Origin of the sequence: Curtobacterium sp. NPDC090223, from assembly GCF_044746585.1 — a bacterium.
Classification (GTDB): Bacteria; Actinomycetota; Actinomycetes; order Actinomycetales; family Microbacteriaceae; genus Curtobacterium.
Window position 1 is genome coordinate 446,561 of record NZ_JBIVCN010000004.1, and the last position, 16,369, is coordinate 462,929.

At 72.8% G+C, this 16,369-nt stretch carries 17 protein-coding genes; 8 read left to right on the forward strand and 9 right to left on the reverse strand.

Features of this window, described 5'->3' with window-relative positions; translation table 11 throughout:
* Nucleotides 1-128: 128 nt before the first annotated feature.
* The 5 genes from ACIPJY_RS12250 to ACIPJY_RS12270 form a co-directional block, all read right to left on the reverse strand.
* Complete coding sequence (locus ACIPJY_RS12250; protein WP_400464040.1) at nt 129-914, reverse strand: ABC transporter ATP-binding protein; 786 nt, start codon at nt 912-914, stop codon at nt 129-131.
* Entirely contained in the window at nt 911-2,266 is a 1,356-nt protein-coding gene (locus ACIPJY_RS12255; protein WP_400464037.1) for a hypothetical protein, read from the reverse strand. The genes ACIPJY_RS12250 and ACIPJY_RS12255 overlap by 4 nt, the downstream gene beginning before the upstream one ends.
* A 2-nt stretch (nt 2,267-2,268) precedes the next feature.
* Nucleotides 2,269-2,937: a GntR family transcriptional regulator gene (locus ACIPJY_RS12260; RefSeq protein WP_400464034.1), complete on the reverse strand. Its 669-nt coding sequence runs from the start codon at nt 2,935-2,937 to the stop codon at nt 2,269-2,271.
* Nucleotides 2,938-3,025: 88 nt separating this feature from the next.
* Complete coding sequence (locus tag ACIPJY_RS12265) at nt 3,026-4,003, reverse strand: acryloyl-CoA reductase (protein WP_400464031.1); 978 nt, start codon at nt 4,001-4,003, stop codon at nt 3,026-3,028.
* Nucleotides 4,004-4,222: 219 nt separating this feature from the next.
* Nucleotides 4,223-5,251, reverse strand: a complete 1,029-nt coding sequence (locus ACIPJY_RS12270) for a 6-phosphofructokinase (RefSeq protein ID WP_400464028.1) — start codon at nt 5,249-5,251, stop codon at nt 4,223-4,225.
* Nucleotides 5,252-5,325: 74 nt separating this feature from the next.
* On the opposite strand from ACIPJY_RS12270, the gene ACIPJY_RS12275 reads away from it, so the two are divergent.
* The 3 genes from ACIPJY_RS12275 to ACIPJY_RS12285 all read left to right on the forward strand — a co-directional run bounded on the left by ACIPJY_RS12275 (nt 5,326) and on the right by ACIPJY_RS12285 (nt 7,404).
* Nucleotides 5,326-6,276 carry a DNA-3-methyladenine glycosylase family protein gene (locus ACIPJY_RS12275; protein ID WP_400464025.1) on the forward strand — a complete coding sequence of 317 codons (951 nt, stop codon included), beginning with the start codon at nt 5,326-5,328 and terminating at the stop codon, nt 6,274-6,276.
* A 116-nt stretch (nt 6,277-6,392) separates the two neighbouring features.
* Nucleotides 6,393-7,145, forward strand: a complete 753-nt coding sequence (locus ACIPJY_RS12280; RefSeq protein WP_400464022.1) for a M23 family metallopeptidase — start codon at nt 6,393-6,395, stop codon at nt 7,143-7,145.
* 79 nt (nt 7,146-7,224) lie between these two features.
* On the forward strand, nt 7,225-7,404 hold the full coding sequence (locus tag ACIPJY_RS12285) for a hypothetical protein (protein WP_400464019.1): 180 nt from the start codon (nt 7,225-7,227) through the stop codon (nt 7,402-7,404).
* 74 nt (nt 7,405-7,478) lie between these two features.
* Here ACIPJY_RS12285 and ACIPJY_RS12290 read toward each other — a convergent pair whose 3' ends face one another.
* Nucleotides 7,479-8,069: a hypothetical protein gene (locus ACIPJY_RS12290; RefSeq protein ID WP_400464016.1), complete on the reverse strand. Its 591-nt coding sequence runs from the start codon at nt 8,067-8,069 to the stop codon at nt 7,479-7,481.
* Nucleotides 8,070-8,208: 139 nt separating this feature from the next.
* On the opposite strand from ACIPJY_RS12290, the gene ACIPJY_RS12295 reads away from it, so the two are divergent.
* From ACIPJY_RS12295 to ACIPJY_RS12305, 3 genes are read left to right on the forward strand one after another with little or no spacing between them, the layout of a single operon-like run.
* On the forward strand, nt 8,209-8,892 hold the full coding sequence (locus tag ACIPJY_RS12295; protein WP_400464013.1) for a YceI family protein: 684 nt from the start codon (nt 8,209-8,211) through the stop codon (nt 8,890-8,892).
* The gene (locus tag ACIPJY_RS12300; RefSeq protein WP_400464010.1) at nt 8,889-9,404 is read left to right on the forward strand and encodes a sigma-70 family RNA polymerase sigma factor; all 516 of its coding nucleotides are present in this window, start codon (nt 8,889-8,891) and stop codon (nt 9,402-9,404) included. Before ACIPJY_RS12295 ends, ACIPJY_RS12300 begins: the two co-directional genes overlap by 4 nt.
* Nucleotides 9,401-10,135 carry an anti-sigma factor family protein gene (locus tag ACIPJY_RS12305; RefSeq protein ID WP_400464007.1) on the forward strand — a complete coding sequence of 245 codons (735 nt, stop codon included), beginning with the start codon at nt 9,401-9,403 and terminating at the stop codon, nt 10,133-10,135. The genes ACIPJY_RS12300 and ACIPJY_RS12305 overlap by 4 nt, the downstream gene beginning before the upstream one ends.
* 155 nt (nt 10,136-10,290) lie before the next feature.
* On the opposite strand, the gene ACIPJY_RS12310 is transcribed toward ACIPJY_RS12305, so the two are convergent.
* Nucleotides 10,291-10,758: a MarR family winged helix-turn-helix transcriptional regulator gene (locus ACIPJY_RS12310; protein ID WP_400464004.1), complete on the reverse strand. Its 468-nt coding sequence runs from the start codon at nt 10,756-10,758 to the stop codon at nt 10,291-10,293.
* 115 nt (nt 10,759-10,873) lie between these two features.
* Between ACIPJY_RS12310 and ACIPJY_RS12315 the strand changes: the two genes are divergently transcribed.
* Both ACIPJY_RS12315 and ACIPJY_RS12320 read left to right on the forward strand, forming a co-directional pair.
* On the forward strand, nt 10,874-14,431 hold the full coding sequence (locus tag ACIPJY_RS12315; protein WP_400464001.1) for a bifunctional proline dehydrogenase/L-glutamate gamma-semialdehyde dehydrogenase: 3,558 nt from the start codon (nt 10,874-10,876) through the stop codon (nt 14,429-14,431).
* Between the two features lie 7 nt (nt 14,432-14,438).
* Nucleotides 14,439-15,164: a tyrosine-protein phosphatase gene (locus ACIPJY_RS12320; RefSeq protein ID WP_400463998.1), complete on the forward strand. Its 726-nt coding sequence runs from the start codon at nt 14,439-14,441 to the stop codon at nt 15,162-15,164.
* 13 nt (nt 15,165-15,177) lie between these two features.
* Here ACIPJY_RS12320 and ACIPJY_RS12325 read toward each other — a convergent pair whose 3' ends face one another.
* The gene (locus tag ACIPJY_RS12325; protein ID WP_400463995.1) at nt 15,178-15,819 is read right to left on the reverse strand and encodes a hypothetical protein; all 642 of its coding nucleotides are present in this window, start codon (nt 15,817-15,819) and stop codon (nt 15,178-15,180) included.
* A gap of 32 nt (nt 15,820-15,851) precedes the next feature.
* Nucleotides 15,852-16,049 (reverse strand): hypothetical protein, encoded by a 198-nt coding sequence (locus tag ACIPJY_RS12330; protein ID WP_400463992.1) that lies wholly within the window; start codon nt 16,047-16,049, stop codon nt 15,852-15,854.
* Between the last annotated feature and the right edge of the window lie 320 nt (nt 16,050-16,369).

Consider the following 16,369-nt stretch of genomic DNA (forward strand, 5'->3'; position numbering starts at 1 on the left):
CGTCTCGGCCGCCCGGCGGTGTCTCGGGAACTGAGCGGCGCGAGCCGGGCACGGGGCGGGCGGCGCCTGCGCGTCGGACCCGACCCCGGCCTCCCGAGGGACAGCACCGTGCCCGTCAGCCGGTGGTGCTACGCCGCCCGGCGAGCGTGCCAGCGGCCCTCGTTCCGCGTGATCGCGAGCGGGAAGTCGAAGGCGTGCGACACCGCTGACGACGTGATGACCTCGTCCGCCGTGCCCTGTGCGACCGCCGCGCCGTCACGGAGCAGCATCGCGTGCGAGGTGGAGGCGGGCAGGTCCTCGAGGTGGTGGGTGACCATCACGCTGCCGAGGTCCGGGTGCCGGTGGCGCAGGGCGTCGACGGTCTCGAGCAGGTGCTCGCGTGCCGCGACGTCGAGTCCCGTCGCCGGTTCGTCGAGGAGCAGGAGCTGCGGCTCGGACATCAGTGCCCGGGCGATCAGTGCCCGTCCGCGCTCGCCCTGGGAGAGCACCGGCCACCGGGAGTCCCGGCGGGCCGCGAGGCCGACGGCGGCGATGTGCTCCTCGGCGAGGGCGACCTCGGCCGTGGTCGGCTCCCACCGCATCATGAGGTCGGTCGTCCCGGTGAGCCCGGTCAGCACGGTCTCGAGCACGGTCAGCGGGGAGAGCATCCGGTGACGCGGGTCGACGTGGCCGATGTGTTCACGGAGTTCGCGGACGTCGACCCGGCCGAGTCGGCGGCCGAGGACCTCGACGGTCCCCGCGGTCGGGTGGCCGGTGGCGCCGAGCACGGCGAGCAGCGTCGACTTGCCGGCGCCGTTCGGGCCGAGGAGTGCCCAGTGCTCGCCACGCCGGACCGTCAGGTCGATGTCGTGCAGCAGGTCGCGCCCGGACCGGGTCACACGGACGCCGGTGGCGTGGATGAGGACGTCGTTCACGGCTCCATGCTGCCGTACCTGGTGCGGACGTCGAGGACGTGGGCGTCGAAGTGCACCGCGAGCGCGTGGTGGGCGTCCGACGCGATCTCCGGGTCGCGGGACCGGACCGCCTCCTCGAGGAGCTGGAGGTAGTCCTCGACGGCCCACTGCCGGACGGGCGGCGGCTCGGGGAGGATGTACGCCAACCGGGAGATCGTGACGACCGTGGTCTGGCGCATCGCCCGGTTCGGACTGCGGAGCCCGAAGAACCGGGTGAGCTCGAGCAGCGTGGTGGTGTACGCGTAGTCCCGGACGCGCGCCTCGCGCCGCGCCCTGGCGACGAGTGCCGAGAACTCGTCGACGTCCGCGTCCGTCAGCACCGGCAGGCTGGTCCTGGCGCACATCTCCTGGAGTCCGATCAGCAGGGTGATCGTCTCGGCCCAGTCGTCCAGCGTCGGCGTGCTGACGAGGACGCTCCCGGCGCGGTCCGGCCCGGCCTCCAGCAGGCCCATCACCTCGAGTCGGCGGACCATCGGCAGCAGGCGCTGCATCGGGACGCGGAAGCGGGCGGTCAGCTCCCGCAGCGCGTACTCCCGGCCACGCACCAGGGAGCCGTCGCGGATCGAGCCGAGGAACTCGAGCCAGTCGTGGTCCGGACGCCAGTCCGCCCAGTACAGCTCCTCGGACGCGGGGTCGGCCCGACGATCGAGATCGGCACCGAGCTCGCGCCCGCTCGACGCGAGGTAGCGGTCCCACAGCCGGGCGAAGACGTGGGCCGCCCGCTCGGCGCTCCCGGTGTCGCGGAGGCGGAGCGCCCGCAGCGAGGACGCGAGCCACGCTTCGTTGTCGAGCTCGTGCCAGCGGGGCCGGTCCGCCAGGCCGTAGCGCATCTGTTGGATCGTGCGGACGAGGAGCCGGGCGGTGAAGGACTCCGGCGTGCGGTCCGCCCAGAAGTCGATGGTCGCGAGGATGCTCGTGTCGAGACCGTCGGCGCGCTCCGCCGACACCCGACGTGCTGCGGCGACGAGCCCGGCGTACGCCTCGACGTCGTCGTCGGTGGCGACGGGCACCAGCGTGCGCATGGCCACCTCGACCAGCCCGACGAGCATGCGCGTGCCGTCCGCCCACGTGACGGGGTCGAGGCGGGTGAACCGGACGGCGTCGCCCGGCAGCACCTCCGCCAGTCCGATGTCGGCGAGCCGCTGCAGGGCGCCGCCGAGGACGGCCGGGTCGACGTCGAACCGTTCGCACAGCGCCAGGACGTCGTACGTGGTGTCGTCCCGGAGCGTCCCGTCCCGGATCCCGGCGATCACCAGCGTGAACGCGTCGCCGAAGACCGGTTTCCGGGCCGTGCGCGCGCTCGTGCCGGCCACGGTCAGGCGCGCGCGGCGCGCACCGTCTCGATGTGCTGCTCGAAGTTGCGGGTCAGGGCGCGGCCGGCCTCGGCGGCGGTCTCGCCGTCGCGGTCGCTGAGCGCCTCGCGGAGGATCGAGAAGAACGCCTCCGACTCGTACTGCTCGAACGGCGGGGTCGGGTTCAGCGTGAACCGGACGCGCTCCAGGGCACCGGCAGCGGCGACCTGCACGAGCGGGTTGCCGGAGTGTGCGATGGCGAACTCGATGATCTCGGTGAGCGCTCCGCTGAACCCGTAGTCGCGGACCTTCCGCAGGCCGTCGGCGCGGTCGAGGAGCTTCTCGAGCTGCGCGGCGTCGGCGTCGCTGTACTCGGGGACGCCCCAGCGCAGGCTGAGCTCGAAGAACCCGGTCATCGCCCGGGTGGCGGTGACCCAGTCGTCGATCGTCGGGGTCGCGACGCGCGTGTACCGGTTCGCCTCCATCTCGACGAGGCCGATGTCGACGAGCTTCGCGATCGCCTCGCGGATCGGGGTGCGACTGACACCGAGCCACTGCACGAGCTCGTCGTCGTTGAGGCGCTCGCCGTGCTGCAGCGTGCCGTCCCGGAGTGCCGCGAGCATCTTGTCGTAGACGACGTCGCGCAGAAGCTTCCGCGGCGAGTTCTCGACGGTGGACTTGGGTACCGGCATGCGGGGCTCCTCACGATCCGAGCGTTTGGTACTCCAAACCTAGCGTGTCAATATGCAAACGCTTGTAAAATAACAGTATGCTGGAACCTCAGTGTGACGTGTCGACGATCGTGCGTCCGTGGACGTGTCCAGCGACGATCTCCGGCCCGAGTGCGATCGCTTCCTCGAGCCCGACGGTCCGGGTGATCGGGGTGAGCAGAGCCGGGTCGAGTTCGGCGGCGAGCACCTCCCACGCCCGCTGCCGGATGTCCGCCGGGGCGTCCACCGAGTTGATGCCGAGCAGGGAGACCCCACGCAGGATGAACGGCAGCACCGTGGTGTGCAGTTGCACGTCCTGCGCCAGGCCGCACGCGGTGACGGCCCCACCCCAGCGCGTCGAGGCGAGCAGGTTCGCCAGTGTCGTGCCGCCGACGCTGTCGACCGCACCCGCGAGCGTCGCCCGCTGCATCGGCTTCCCCCGTTCGGCGAGGGTCGCCCGGTCCACGACGTCCGAGGCCCCGAGCGCCCGCAGCGCGTCCGTGTTCGCCGGGCGCCCGGTGGACGCGGTGACCCGGTACCCGCGACCGGCGAGCAGCGGGATCGCGACCGATCCGACGCCGCCGGAGGACCCGGTCACCAGGACGGTGCCGTCCCCGGGCGCGACGAACCGGGCGAGCGCGATGACGCTGAGCGCCGCGGTGAACCCGGCGGTGCCGATCGCCGCCGCGAAGTCCTCGTGCACCGTGTCGGGCAGCACGACGAGCGACGCCGAGGGCACGACCGCCTGGGTCGCCCACCCGCCGTGCCGCGTCTCGCCCGCACCGGCGCCGTTCAGCACCACGCGGTCGCCGATCGCGACGTCGTGCACGCCGGGGCCGAGTGCTGCGACGGTACCCACGACGTCGATGCCCGGGACGAGCGGATCGACCCGCGCGACGCCGGGGTCGCCGGCGAGCGCGAGTCCGTCCTTGTAGTTCAGGCTCGAGTACGCGACGTCGACGAGGGCTTCGCCCGCACCCGGGTCCGGGACGTCGACCTCGGCGACGGTGGGGGCAGCGGCACTGGAGACGAGGACGGCGCGGGTCATGCGTCGGACGCTACCCCGGGCGCCGGGCGCCGGGTGCCGGGCCCCGCCGCCGGGCGCCGGGCCCTGTGGCGCCCCCGACCTGCCATGGCGCCCCTCAAGTCCCGAGACACCGCCGAAAGCTGCGGCGTCTCGGGCACCCCGGGGCGCCTCGGGGAGAGCGGGGCGCCTCGGGGAAAGCGGGGCGCCTCCGCCCGCCGCGGGGCGCCGCGCCCCGCGTGCTCAGCCGAACAGGATGGCGGCCTCGTCGAACCGCGACTGCGGCACCGTCTTCAGCTCGCCGAGCGCGTCCTCGAACGACACGTGCACGATCTCGGTCCCGCGCAGCGCGACCATCCGCCCCCACCGCTCCGCGACCACGGAGTCGATCGCGGCCAGGCCGAGCCGCGTCGACAGGACCCGGTCGTAGGCGGTCGGCGTGCCACCGCGCTGGATGTGCCCGAGCGTCGTGGCGCGGGTCTCGATGCCCGTCATCTCCTCGATGAGCGGTGCGAGGCGCTCCCCGATGCCGCCGAGCCGCGGCCGGCCGAACGCGTCGAGCCCGCGCTCCGAGTGCGCGTTGTCCTCGTGGTCCGGCACGAAGCCCTCCGCGACGACGACGAGCGGTGCGCGTCCGCGGTCGTAGGCGGACTGCACCCACGCCGCGATCTGCTCCATGCTCGTCTTCTGCTCGGGGATGAGGATCGCGTGCGCCCCGGCGGCCATGCCGGACTGCAGGGCGATCCAGCCGACGTGTCGGCCCATCACCTCGGCGACCATGCAGCGGGAGTGCGACTCGCCCGTGGTGCGGAGCCGGTCCATCGCCTCGGTCGCGATCTCGACGGCGGTGTCGAAGCCGAACGTGTAGTCGGTGGCACCGAGGTCGTTGTCGACCGTCTTCGGGACCCCGACGATCTTGAGCCCGGCGTCGGTGAGGCGCTTGGCGGCCGCCAGCGTGCCCTCGCCGCCGATCGCGATGATCGCGTCGATGCCGTGCCGCTCGAGGACGCGCTGGATGTTCTCCACGCCGCCCTTCTCGCCCTCGAACGGGTTCGTGCGGCTCGTGCCGAGGATCGTCCCGCCCTGCTTGGCGATGCCCTGGATGTCCTTGCGGCCGAGCGGGACGATGTCGCCCTCGACGACGCCGCGCCACCCGTCACGGAACCCGACGAACTCGTACCCGTGGATCGCGATGCCCTTGAGGACCGCGGCCCGGATGACCGCGTTGAGACCGGGGCAGTCGCCGCCGGAGGTGAGGATGCCGATGCGCATGGGGGAACTCCGTTGTCGGGTGGGTGGACCTGGACCCATCTTGGCCGACGGTGGTTTCGCTTACCATCCCTGTCATGCACCAGGTCCGTCTCGATCCGCCCCCGACGGGTGGCGCGCGTCTCGACACGGTCTACCGCCCTGGAGGCCCGGTGCACGTGGCCGCGACGCTGCGGCCCCTGCAGCGCGGCTCCGGCGACCCGGCCTTCCGGGTGGTCGGGTCCGACGTGTGGCTCGCCCTCCGCACGCCACAGGGTCCCGCGTCGGTCGCGCTCCGGCCCGCCGGGGACACGATCGCGATCTCCGCGTGGGGGGACGGCGCCGCGTGGGCGATCGAGCACGGGCCGGACCTGGTCGGCCGCGGGGACGACTGGTCCGACCTCGACGTCTCGGGGCACGCGTTCCTGGCCGACGCCCGGCACCGGCAGCCGGGGCTCCGGCTGTGCCGCACGAACGCCGTCGTCCAGGCGCTCGTGCCGGCGATCATGGAGCAGAAGGTCACGTCGCGCCAGGCCTGGGGCGCGTGGCGGTACCTGCTCCGCAAGTACGGCACGCCGGCACCCGGCCCGGCACCCGTCGGCATGATCGTGCCGCCCGCCGCGGACGAGTGGGCCAGGATCCCGAGCTGGGAGTGGCACCGGGCCGGCATCGAACCCGGGCGGTCCGCCACGGTGATGCGGGCGGTGAAGGTCGCGCCGGCACTCGAGCGGACGCTGACGCTCGGCCGCGGCGGGACGGTCGTCGCGGCCCGGCTGCAGTCCGTCCCGGGCATCGGCGTGTGGACCGCTGCCGAGACGACCCAGCGGTCCCACGGCGACCCGGACTCGCCGAGCGTCGGGGACTTCCACGTGCCGGCGCTCGTCGGGTGGGCGCTCACCGGTGGCCCGGTCGACGACGACGGCATGCTCGAGTTGCTCGAGCCCTTCCGTGGGCACCGGCACCGGGTGGTCAGGCTGATCGGCGGCAGCGGCTTCCGGAAGCCCGCGTTCGGCCCCCGCATGACGATCGAGGACCACCGATACCACTGAACCGGAACCTGTACAAGGGTACAGACAGGTCGGTGGACTTGCCGACTTCCTCCGCTCCACGGCCCTGACTACCGTCGGCGGAGGGGGCGAAGGGGTCGTCCCCTGAGAGGGGAAACGTGGACAGCACAGACCACGTCCAAGGGCCCACGAGGCGCCAACTACTCGCGTACGCCGGGGTCGCGGCCGGAGCCGCCGCACTCGGCGGCGTCGCGTTCGATGCGTCATCGGCCAGGGCGGCCGTGTCGTGGCGGTACCCGTTCGATCGCGAGTACCCGGTCTCGAGCGGCTTCGGTCCTCGACCGGTGCCCGTGGAGGGTGGGAGCTCGAACCACCAGGGGATCGACTTCGCCGCGGGGGAGGGCGTCCCGATCCACGCCGTCGGGTCGGGCACCGTCGTGACGGCGGGTCCGTTGGCCGGCTGGGCCTTCGGCAACCTCACCAGGATCCAGCACGACGGCTACATGAGCTGGTACGGCCACCAGAGCTCGATCGCGGTGAAGGTGGGGCAGACGGTGTCCGCCGGGCAGTACATCGGCAAGGTCGGGTCGACGGGCATCTCGAGCGGGAGCCATCTGCACCTCGGCATCTCGACCGGGTCCAGCAGCTCGTTCATCGACCCGTCGTCGTTCATCCTGAACGCGCCGAAGGCCAACGACTCCAGCGCTCCCGACGCGCCGCTCGACGACGACTTCCGGCTCATCAAGTCTCCGGGGCGCGGGGCGGCCATCGTCGGCGCCGGCTACTTCCGGGCGCTGCCGACGGCGGAGTTCGAAGCCTGCGCGCTGTCGCTCGCCGGGAGGCCGATCGAGGGCAACGACCGCCAGTTCGACGTGTGGAAGGCCATCGCTCTCCAGGGCACCGCAGCCTGAGCACGCACACGCACACGCACACGCACACGCACACGCACACGAGCACGAACACCGACACGAACGTCACGAGGAGAACACCATGAAGCTCATCCAGTCCACCAACCGAGGCATCGCCGTCGTCGGCCCGGGCTACTTCCGCGGCCTGAAGAACCAGGAAGAACTGCAGTCCGCGATCAAGGTCTGGGGCAACCCGGTGGAGGGCAACGACCGCCAGTTCGACGTGTGGAAGGCCATCGCCCTGCAGGGCACCACGGCCTGAGCCCCACGGTCGCACGCCGCGACGCACATCGCGCCCCGCAGTGTCGGGGCGCGATGTGCGTGCAGGGGGAGCGACTACCGCTGCTCGGTGCCGTCCGGGTTCACCACGTACCAGACCCCGCCGACGCCCTGGCCGGTGACGTCGCCCGGCTTCGCGTCCTCGGCGTAGGTGTAGACCGGGCGGCCGTCCACCGTGACCTGGAGCTTCCCGTCCGTGCCGGTGATCGTCCCGACGGACCCGGTCACCCCGGACACGGCAGGCTTCGCCGCATCCGACTCGATCGCTGGCCACGCCGCGGCGCACCCGCCCGTGCAGGTGCTCGTGCCGGAGCCCTTGACGTCCTCGTCGTAGAAGTACGCGGTCATGCCCTTCCCGTCGACGACGATCGTCCCGAGGGAGGTCGCTGCCGTCGCGATGCCGTCGTCGGCACCGTGCCCGCCGCTGTCGCCACCATCGTCGTCCGTGCCGTAGGCGCCGGCAGACGATGACGCAGAAGACGACGCCGACGCTGACGACGACGGAGCAGCGGACGCGGACGCCGAGCTCGGGGTGTCGCCGCCCCCGGACGATGTCGGGGACCCGGCGGAGCACCCCGCGAGCGCCAGCGCGGCGAACGCGACCCCCACTGCCAGCAGGCCGGTACGGGTGGAACGTGTGGTGCGCATGGGGTGCCCCTGTCCTGCGGAGCCGCGCCGGGCCTCCCGGCATCGACGGATCCGCTCACCGGTGACACGGCCCGACGGGCCGGATCGTTCGATCTCGGCCCGGATCGAACGATCCCGTGCGCTGTCTCGTTGACTGGGTGTGCGGAGAAGAACGAAGGTCCTCATCGGCGTCGCCTCGGGTGTCGTCGTCCTCGGTGCCGCCGGCGTCATCGGCGGCCCCGTCATCTACGCGAACGTCGTGAACGGTGCGGCCGACGCAGCGCCGACGCTCGCCCCGACCGGCGGGGCCACCCTGGACCCCGCCCAGGCGGACGGCGACTGGACGTCGTCCGCCGACTCCTTCGCCGGCTACCGGGTGCACGAGGTGCTCCGGGGCCAGGATGTGACCGTGACCGGTCGGACGAAGGACGTCGAAGCGCGCGCCACGGTGGCCGACGGATCGCTCACCGGAGCGACCGTGACCGTGCAGGTGGCCTCGATCGCCACGCCCGAGTCCGCCCGCGACGAGTACTTCCGGTCCCAGGCGCTGCAGACCGACCGCTTCCCGACCGCGACGTTCCGCGTGACCGACCCGGTCGACGTGCGGACGGCGCTCGCCGGGACGGACCGTCAGGTCACGCTCCGGGGCGACCTGACCATGCACGGCGTCACGAAGCCGGTGTCCGCCGACGCCCAGCTCGGCGTGGACGGCTCCGGACACGTCCAGGTCGCCGGGTCGATCCTGGTCACGTTCGAGGACTACGGCGTCCAGGCTCCGGACCTCGGGTTCGTGACCGTCGACGGGCACGGCGCCGTCGAGTTCTCGCTCGAGCTGGCGAAGTGACCGTGGCCGCGCGACCGGCCGACGAACTGCTGGCGGCGCTGCACGCCGCACACGGCGACGCGCTGTCCCGGTACGTGCGGCACCTGACCCCCGACCGCGCGCTCGCCGATGACGTCGTGCAGGAGACCCTGGTGCGCGCGTGGCAGCGCCCCGCGGTGCTCGAGCGCGAACCAGACGCGGCACGGGCGTGGCTCTTCACGGTCGCCAGGAACCTGGTCGTCGACGACGCCCGATCGGCACGGCACCGCCGCGAGTTCGGGTCCGACGACCCCGTCGACGAGCCGCAACCCGACCGCACCGACGCCGTGCTCGACGGCATCCTGGTCGCCGACGCGCTCGCCGCCCTGTCGCCCGAGCACCGCCGGGTCGTCGTGGACGCGTACTGGCTCGGCCACACCGTGCCCGAGATCGCCCGCCGCCACGGCATCCCCGAGGGCACCGCGAAGTCCCGCCTGCACTACGGACTCCGCGCACTCCGACTCGCACTGCAGGAACGAGGGGTGACCCGATGACCGACGACCGCTACCGGGACTGGGACGCCGCGTACGTGCTCGGATCGCTGCCGAACGACGAGCGGCTGGAGTACGAGCGGCACCTCGAGACGTGCGCCGCGTGCCGCGCCGCCGTCGCGGAGCTCGCGGGGGTGCCGGGACTCCTCGGTCGGCTGCCGGCCGAGGACGCGGTCGCGCTCACCGATCCGGACGGGAGGCCCGGGCCGGCTCCGGAACGGACGCTGGCCTCGGTCGCGCACCGCGTCCGCGTCCGGCGTCGGCGTCGTCGGGTGCTGGTCGCGGTGACCGCGGGGCTCGCCGTCGTCGCCGCGGTGCTCGGCGGGGTGGCCGTCGGGGGCGCACGCGTCGATCCCGCCGCACCCTCCGCATCGGTGCTCGCCGGGGGGTCGTCCTCGTCTCCCGGGGGTTCGTCCTCGGAGCGCTACGCGATGACGTCCGGGTCGGCGACCGGGCTCCGGGTCGACCTCGACGTCACCGGGAAGGCGTGGGGGACCCGGTTCGACTGGGGCTGCACCTACGGCGGCCGCGACTGGGGGAGTGACAGCGCGGTGATGTACGACCTCGTCGTGGTGCGGACGGACGGCACCGACGAGACCGTGGCGTCGTGGACGGCCTCGGGTCGTGCAGCGGCCGGGCTCGCCGCGGCGACGGACGTGCCGCTGCACTCGATCGCCTCGGTCGAGGTCCGGCTGCACGACGACCCGCGCGCGTTGGCGTCCGTCGCGCTCTGACGGCTCGGTGCCGGCGTGCGCGTGGTTCGGCGCGCGCGTGCGCGGGCTCGCCCGCCGTACTTGCACGGCCTGACGACGACTGCGCATGCGCCCGCGTGCGCAGTTGTCGTCTGTGCGAGCACGTACGCGCGGAACGACCGCGCGCGACGCAGCGCTCAGCCGTGGACCGGGTCGACCGGGCCGATCGCGCTCTGCACCCGGGCGCTCACGGACCGGAGCGTGACGGCGTCGGCGCCGACGGGCTCCCAGAACAGGTGCTCGAGCGCCGCGGTGTGCGCACGGATGCCGGCCAGCACCGCGCGGCGACCGTCCGGGGTCATCACGACCCAGCTCCCGCGGCCGTCGGTCGGGCAGTCGGCCCGCTCGACGAGCCCGCGCGAGACCATCCGCGTGACCTGGTGGCTGACGCGGGACTTCTCCCAGCCGATGCCCGCGGCGACGTCGCGCACGCGCAACCGGTGGTCGGGCTCACGGTGCAGCCCGATGAGGATCTCGAACTCCGGGATCGAGATCCCGGCGCCCTGCTGGACGGCGTGGTCGAGCGCCCGGTCGAGGCGCCGCCAGACGTCGTGGTACGCGTCCCACGTGGCCCAGTCATGGCCTGCCCCACCCTGTTTCGACATCGCACCAGCGTATCCACCGGGGGCCCACTCGGCCGGGCGCTGACACATTGCTGACTCTTGGACGGTGCTCGGCGCGCTCCGAGGTCAGGTCGGTGGCGCGGCATACGATCGGAGCATGCCGAGCGCCCGCATCCAGGACTGCACCGACGACGCCGTCGCCCTCGTGCGACGGTGGCTGGCGGCGTCCGCGGACGTCAAGCCCGACGCCGGCGCAGCCCGTCTCGCCGGGGTCCTCCGCGACGAGCAGGGCCTCGACTTCACGCTCGGGTTCGTCGACAAGGTCATCCGCCCCGAAGACCCCAGGGTCGCCGCGCGGAACCTCGAGAAGGTCAGCCAGGACGTCCCCGATGCCCTGGCCTGGTACCTCCGCGGTGCGGTCTCGTTCGGTGGCGGGTTCGCCACGATGGCGCCGTGGGCCGTCATCCCCACCGCGCGCCGCATCCTCCGCCGGATGACCGGACACCTGGTGATCGACGCCAGCCCGGCGAAGCTCGGTCCGGCCCTCGCGAAGGTCGGCGGCGAAGGCACGCGGCTCAACGTCAACCTGCTCGGCGAAGCGGTGCTCGGCAGCGGGGAGAGCGACCGCCGCCTCGAGGGCACCATGGACCTCCTCGCACGGGACGACGTCGACTATGTCTCGATCAAGGTCAGTGCCGTCGTCCCGCAGATGTCGATGTGGGCGTTCGACCAGACGGTCGAGCGCGTCGTCGACCGTCTCGTCCCGCTCTACCGGCTCGCGGCCTCCAGCCCCACGCCGAAGTTCATCAACCTCGACATGGAGGAGTACTGCGACCTCGACGTCACGCTCGCCGTCTTCCAGGAGCTGCTGGGTCGCGACGAGTTCCTCGGGCTGCACGCCGGCATCGTGCTCCAGGCGTACCTGCCGGACGCCGCCGGTGCGCTCGAGTCCCTGACCTCGTGGGCCACCGAGCGACGAGCCCGTGGCGGGGCGCCGGTCAAGGTGCGGCTCGTGAAGGGCGCGAACCTCGCGATGGAGCGCGTCGAGTCGATCGTGCACGACTGGCCGCTCGCCACGTGGGGCAGCAAGCGCGAGACCGACACCGCGTACCTCCGCATGCTCGACGCCGCCCTGACGCCCGAGCGCACCGACGCCGTGCGTATCGGCGTCGCCGGCCACAACCTCTTCGACCTCGCGACCGCCTGGGTGCTCGCCCAGCGCCGCGGTGTCACCGACGCGGTCGACGTCGAGATGCTCCTCGGCATGGCCGCCACGCACGCCGACGCCGTGCGCGCCGACGTCGGGCAGATCCTGCTCTACACGCCGGTGGTGCACCCGGACGAGTTCGACTCCGCCATCGCCTACCTGGCCCGTCGCCTGCAGGAGAACGCCAGCCCGGAGAACTTCATGTCGGCGGCGTTCGACATCGACCACGACGAGTCCGTGTTCGAGCGCGAGCACCAGCGCTGGCTCGCATCCGTCGCGGCACTCGACGACCCGGTCCGCCCGACGAACCGCACGCAGGACCGCCGACTCTCCCCGGGCGACCCGATCCCGCGCGACGCCTTCCGGAACGCCCCGGACACCGATCCCGCCATCCCCGCGAACCGCGAGTGGGCCGCCGACGTCCTCCGTCGGGTGCCCCGCTCGCAGCTCGGGGCGCAGACGATCCGCGGTGCCCGGGTGCTCGACCGCACCAAGCTCGAACGGATCGTCCGCAGCACCGCACAGGCCGGCGTGAACTGGGGCCGTCAAGACCCGGTCGACCGTGCCGAGCTGCTCGAGCTCATCGGCCACGAACTCGAGACCCGCCGCGCCGACCTGGTCGAGGTGATGGCCACCGAGACGGGCAAGACCATCACCGAAGCCGACACCGAGGTGAGCGAGGCGATCGACTCCGCGCACTACTACGCGGACCGGGCCCGCCACCTCGCCGACATCACCGGGGCCGTCTACGTCCCGCCGCGCCTGACCGTGGTCGTGCCCCCGTGGAACTTCCCGATCGCTATCCCGGCCGGCGGTGTCCTGGCGGCGCTCGCCGCGGGCAGCGGTGTGCTGTTGAAGCCCGCGCCGGAAGCCAAGCGCTGCGGTGCCGTGCTGGCCGACATCCTCTGGGACGCCGGCGTCCCGCACTCGCTGCTGCAGCTCATCGACCTCGAAGAGGACGTGCTCGGCCGGCAGCTCATCGCGCACCCCGCCGTCGACCGGATCATCCTCACCGGTGCGGCCGAGACCGCCCGGTCGTTCACGTGGTGGCGCGCCGGACTCCCGCTCACCGCGGAGACGAGCGGGAAGAACGCCATCGTGGTGACCCCCTCGGCCGACCTCGACCTCGCCGTGCAGGACATCGTGCAGTCCGCCTTCGGGCACGCCGGGCAGAAGTGCTCCGCCGCGTCGCTGGTGATCCTGGTCGGGTCCGTGGCAGAGAGCGAGCGCTTCCGCAGGCAGCTCGTCGACGCCACCCGCACGCTGCGTGTGGCCTGGCCGGACGACCCGACCGCACAGATGGGACCGCTCATCGCCGAGCCGACGGGCAAGCTCCGCGCCGGGCTCACCGAGCTCGGGCCGGGGGAGTCCTGGCTCGTGCAGCCAGTCCCGCTCGACGACTCCGGCCGACTGTGGTCCCCCGGCATCCGTGACGGCGTCCGTCCCGGCAGCGACTTCCACCAGACCGAGTACTTCGGCCCGGTGCTCGGCATCATGCACGCCGAGACCCTCGACGACGCCATCGCGATCCAGAACGGCACCGACTTCGGCCTGACCGCGGGCATCCACTCCCTCGACATCGACGAGGTCGCCGAATGGCTCCACCAGGTCCAGGCCGGCAACCTGTACGTCAACCGCGGCATCACCGGGGCGATCGTCGGCCGCCAGCCGCTCGGCGGGTGGAAGCGGTCCGCGGTGGGCACCGGCACGAAGGCCGGCGGACCGATGTACGTCGCGACCCTGGGCCGCTGGGAGCCCGCACCGCGCAAGGTGCACAAGAGCATCCAGCTGCACGGGCTCTCGCAGCGGGTCACCGCCGTGATCGAAGCGGCGCGCAGCGGTCTCACGTTCGAGGAGTTCGACCAGGTCCGCGCCGGAGCCACGAGCGACGTGCACGCCCGCGAGACCCAGTACGGCGTCTCCCACGACCCGTCGGCCCTCGTCGTGCAGCGGAACGTGTTGCGCTACCGACCGCAGTCGGTCATCGTGCGCCAGGCCGAGGGCGCACCGAGCGGCGACCTCGTCCGCTCGCTCGTCGCCGCGACCGCCGCACGCGCGCACGTGCTCCTCAGCACGGCACGCCCACTGCCCGGTCCGCTCACCCAGCTCTTCGCGTCGAGCCGCTCCCCGCTCGACGTCGTCGACCACGTGGTGGAGTCCGACCAGGAGTTCCTCCGTCGTGCGGCGTCGGGCGCGGTCTTCCAGGACGACTGGTCGAACCCCTCCGACGAACCACAGGACGCGATCGAGGTCGTGCTGTCCCAGGGCCAGGACCGACCGAAGCACACGGCGTTCGGCGGTCCCGGTGCGCGCATCCGCCTGATCGGCGGCGACCACCTCGCGCTCGAGGAAGCCCTCGGCGCCAGCGTCGACGTCGCGGTGTTCGCCGCACCCGTCGTCGAGGGCGGCCTGATCGAGATGCTGCCGTTCATCCGCGAGCAGTCGGTGTCGATCACGGCACACCGCTTCGGCGACCTCGACGCCGAGTTCACCGAGTTGCGCGTCTGACCGTCCGATGCACGACGACCGCACCCTCGTTGCCGACGGGCTCCGGAACGCCCGGGACCTCGGCGGACTCGGCACCCGTGACGGCGACACGACACCACGGGGCCGGTTCTTCCGGTCCGAGTCGGTCGACGGGCTGACCGAGGACGGCTGGGAAGCGCTCCGCGCGGCGGGCATCCGGACCGTCGTCGACCTCCGGACGGAGTCCGAGCGGTCGCGGGACACCGGCGTCCGGCCGGCCTGGCTGACGACCGTGTCCGTGGACCACGACGACCTCGACGACCGGGCCTTCTGGGCGGACTTCTGGGACAACGGGCTCGTCGGCACGCCGCTGTACTACGCCGAGCACCTCGCGCGGAAGCCCGAGCGCACGGTCGCGGTGCTCCGGGCGTTGGCCGGCGCCGAGCCCGGGGGCGTGCTCTTCCACTGCGCCGGCGGCCGGGACCGCACCGGGATCGTCGCGCTGGCGCTGCTCTCCATCGCCGGCGTCGAACCCGCCGAGGTGGTCGCCGACTACCTCCGCACGATCGACGTGTCGGACGCGATGTACGCCGCCATGGGCGTCGAGGGGCAGGAAGCCCGCATCGAGGCGCTGTGCGCCGAGCACGGCACGACGGTCGCCGACGCGTTCCGCGACGTCGTCGCGGCGTTCGACGCGGACGCGTTCGTCGCGCGGTCCGGCCTGACGGCGTCCGAACTGGAGGCCCTGCGCACGTTCCGGACGTCGCGCACCTGACCAGGGCCTCCCGTCAGGCGGTGCGGTGCAGCACCGCGACGAGACCGGCCGGGTCCGGCCGGTAGCCGGGTTCGACCTCCGCGCGCCAGCGCCCGTACGACTCGTACGCGCGCAGCGCGACGGTGGGCTCGAGCGCGCCCGCGGTGAGCGCGGCCACCTCGGCGGCACGAGCGTCATAGGGCGTCGGCAGCCGGTGGTGGACAGTTCCCGTTGCCAGGTCCGCCCGCTCCATGGACCGGACCAGGGCCTCCCGTCCGATGCCCATGACCAGGTGGAGCCCGATGAGCAGGTTCTCGCGGCCGAGCCGCACGGCGGCGAGAGCCGCGTCGAAGCGGACGTCGTTGTCGGCGGGCGGACTCGGCAGGACCGCTGCAGGCCCCTCGATCGTCAGGTCCACCCGGCGGCCGTCGAGGGTCACCAGGCGGAGCTGCTGCCCGATGTCGGTGTGCGACTCCTGCCACGCCCAGAGCGGCACCCCGAACACGCGCTCGACGTCGAGCGGTTCGGCCGCGACGACACGGACGTCGAGGTCACTCCAGGCGTCCACGACACCGGCGCCGGCACCGGCGCCCGCGACCGAGCCGTACGGTCGCACGGCCCCGGTCGGCAGCGCGGTGCGCAGCTGTGCGAGGGTCTCGTGCCGCCAGTCGCCCATGCGGCCAGCCTGCCACCCGCGTGCGCGGCGGGTCAGTCCTCGGTGTCGCCCTCGTCCTCGGCCTCGACGCCGGTCTCGTCCATGCGGTCGCGGAGGTGGTCGGCCATCGATGCCGCGCCCTCGTCGCCGTGGTCGTGGTTCACCTGCTCGATGAGGCCGGACAGCTTCTCGTGGTTCGTCGCTTCGGTGGCACCGTCCATGACGGGCTCGGTCTGCTCGTTGTCGCTCATGGCTCGGACGCTACGCGGCACCGCCCGGGCGCCGACGGGTCCCGGTCCGCAAGCCGTACCCCGAAGTGGGGGAAAAGAACGGTCTGTCCCCCTTTCTGCGGACCCGCTAGGCTCTGGGACAACGAGCCACACCCGATCGGTGGAACCCCTGACCACCGCAGGCTCGTACAGGGCATCGACGCTCCGGCCCTCGAGCGTCCCCTGTGCTCGGGCCGGGGCGCGATAGCCCGATCATCGTCGTCGGATCTCGGTGACCGCGCCTGCTGCCCGATAGTGCAGCTCCACGGCACCGCCACGGAACGGGGTCGTGCCGACGAGTT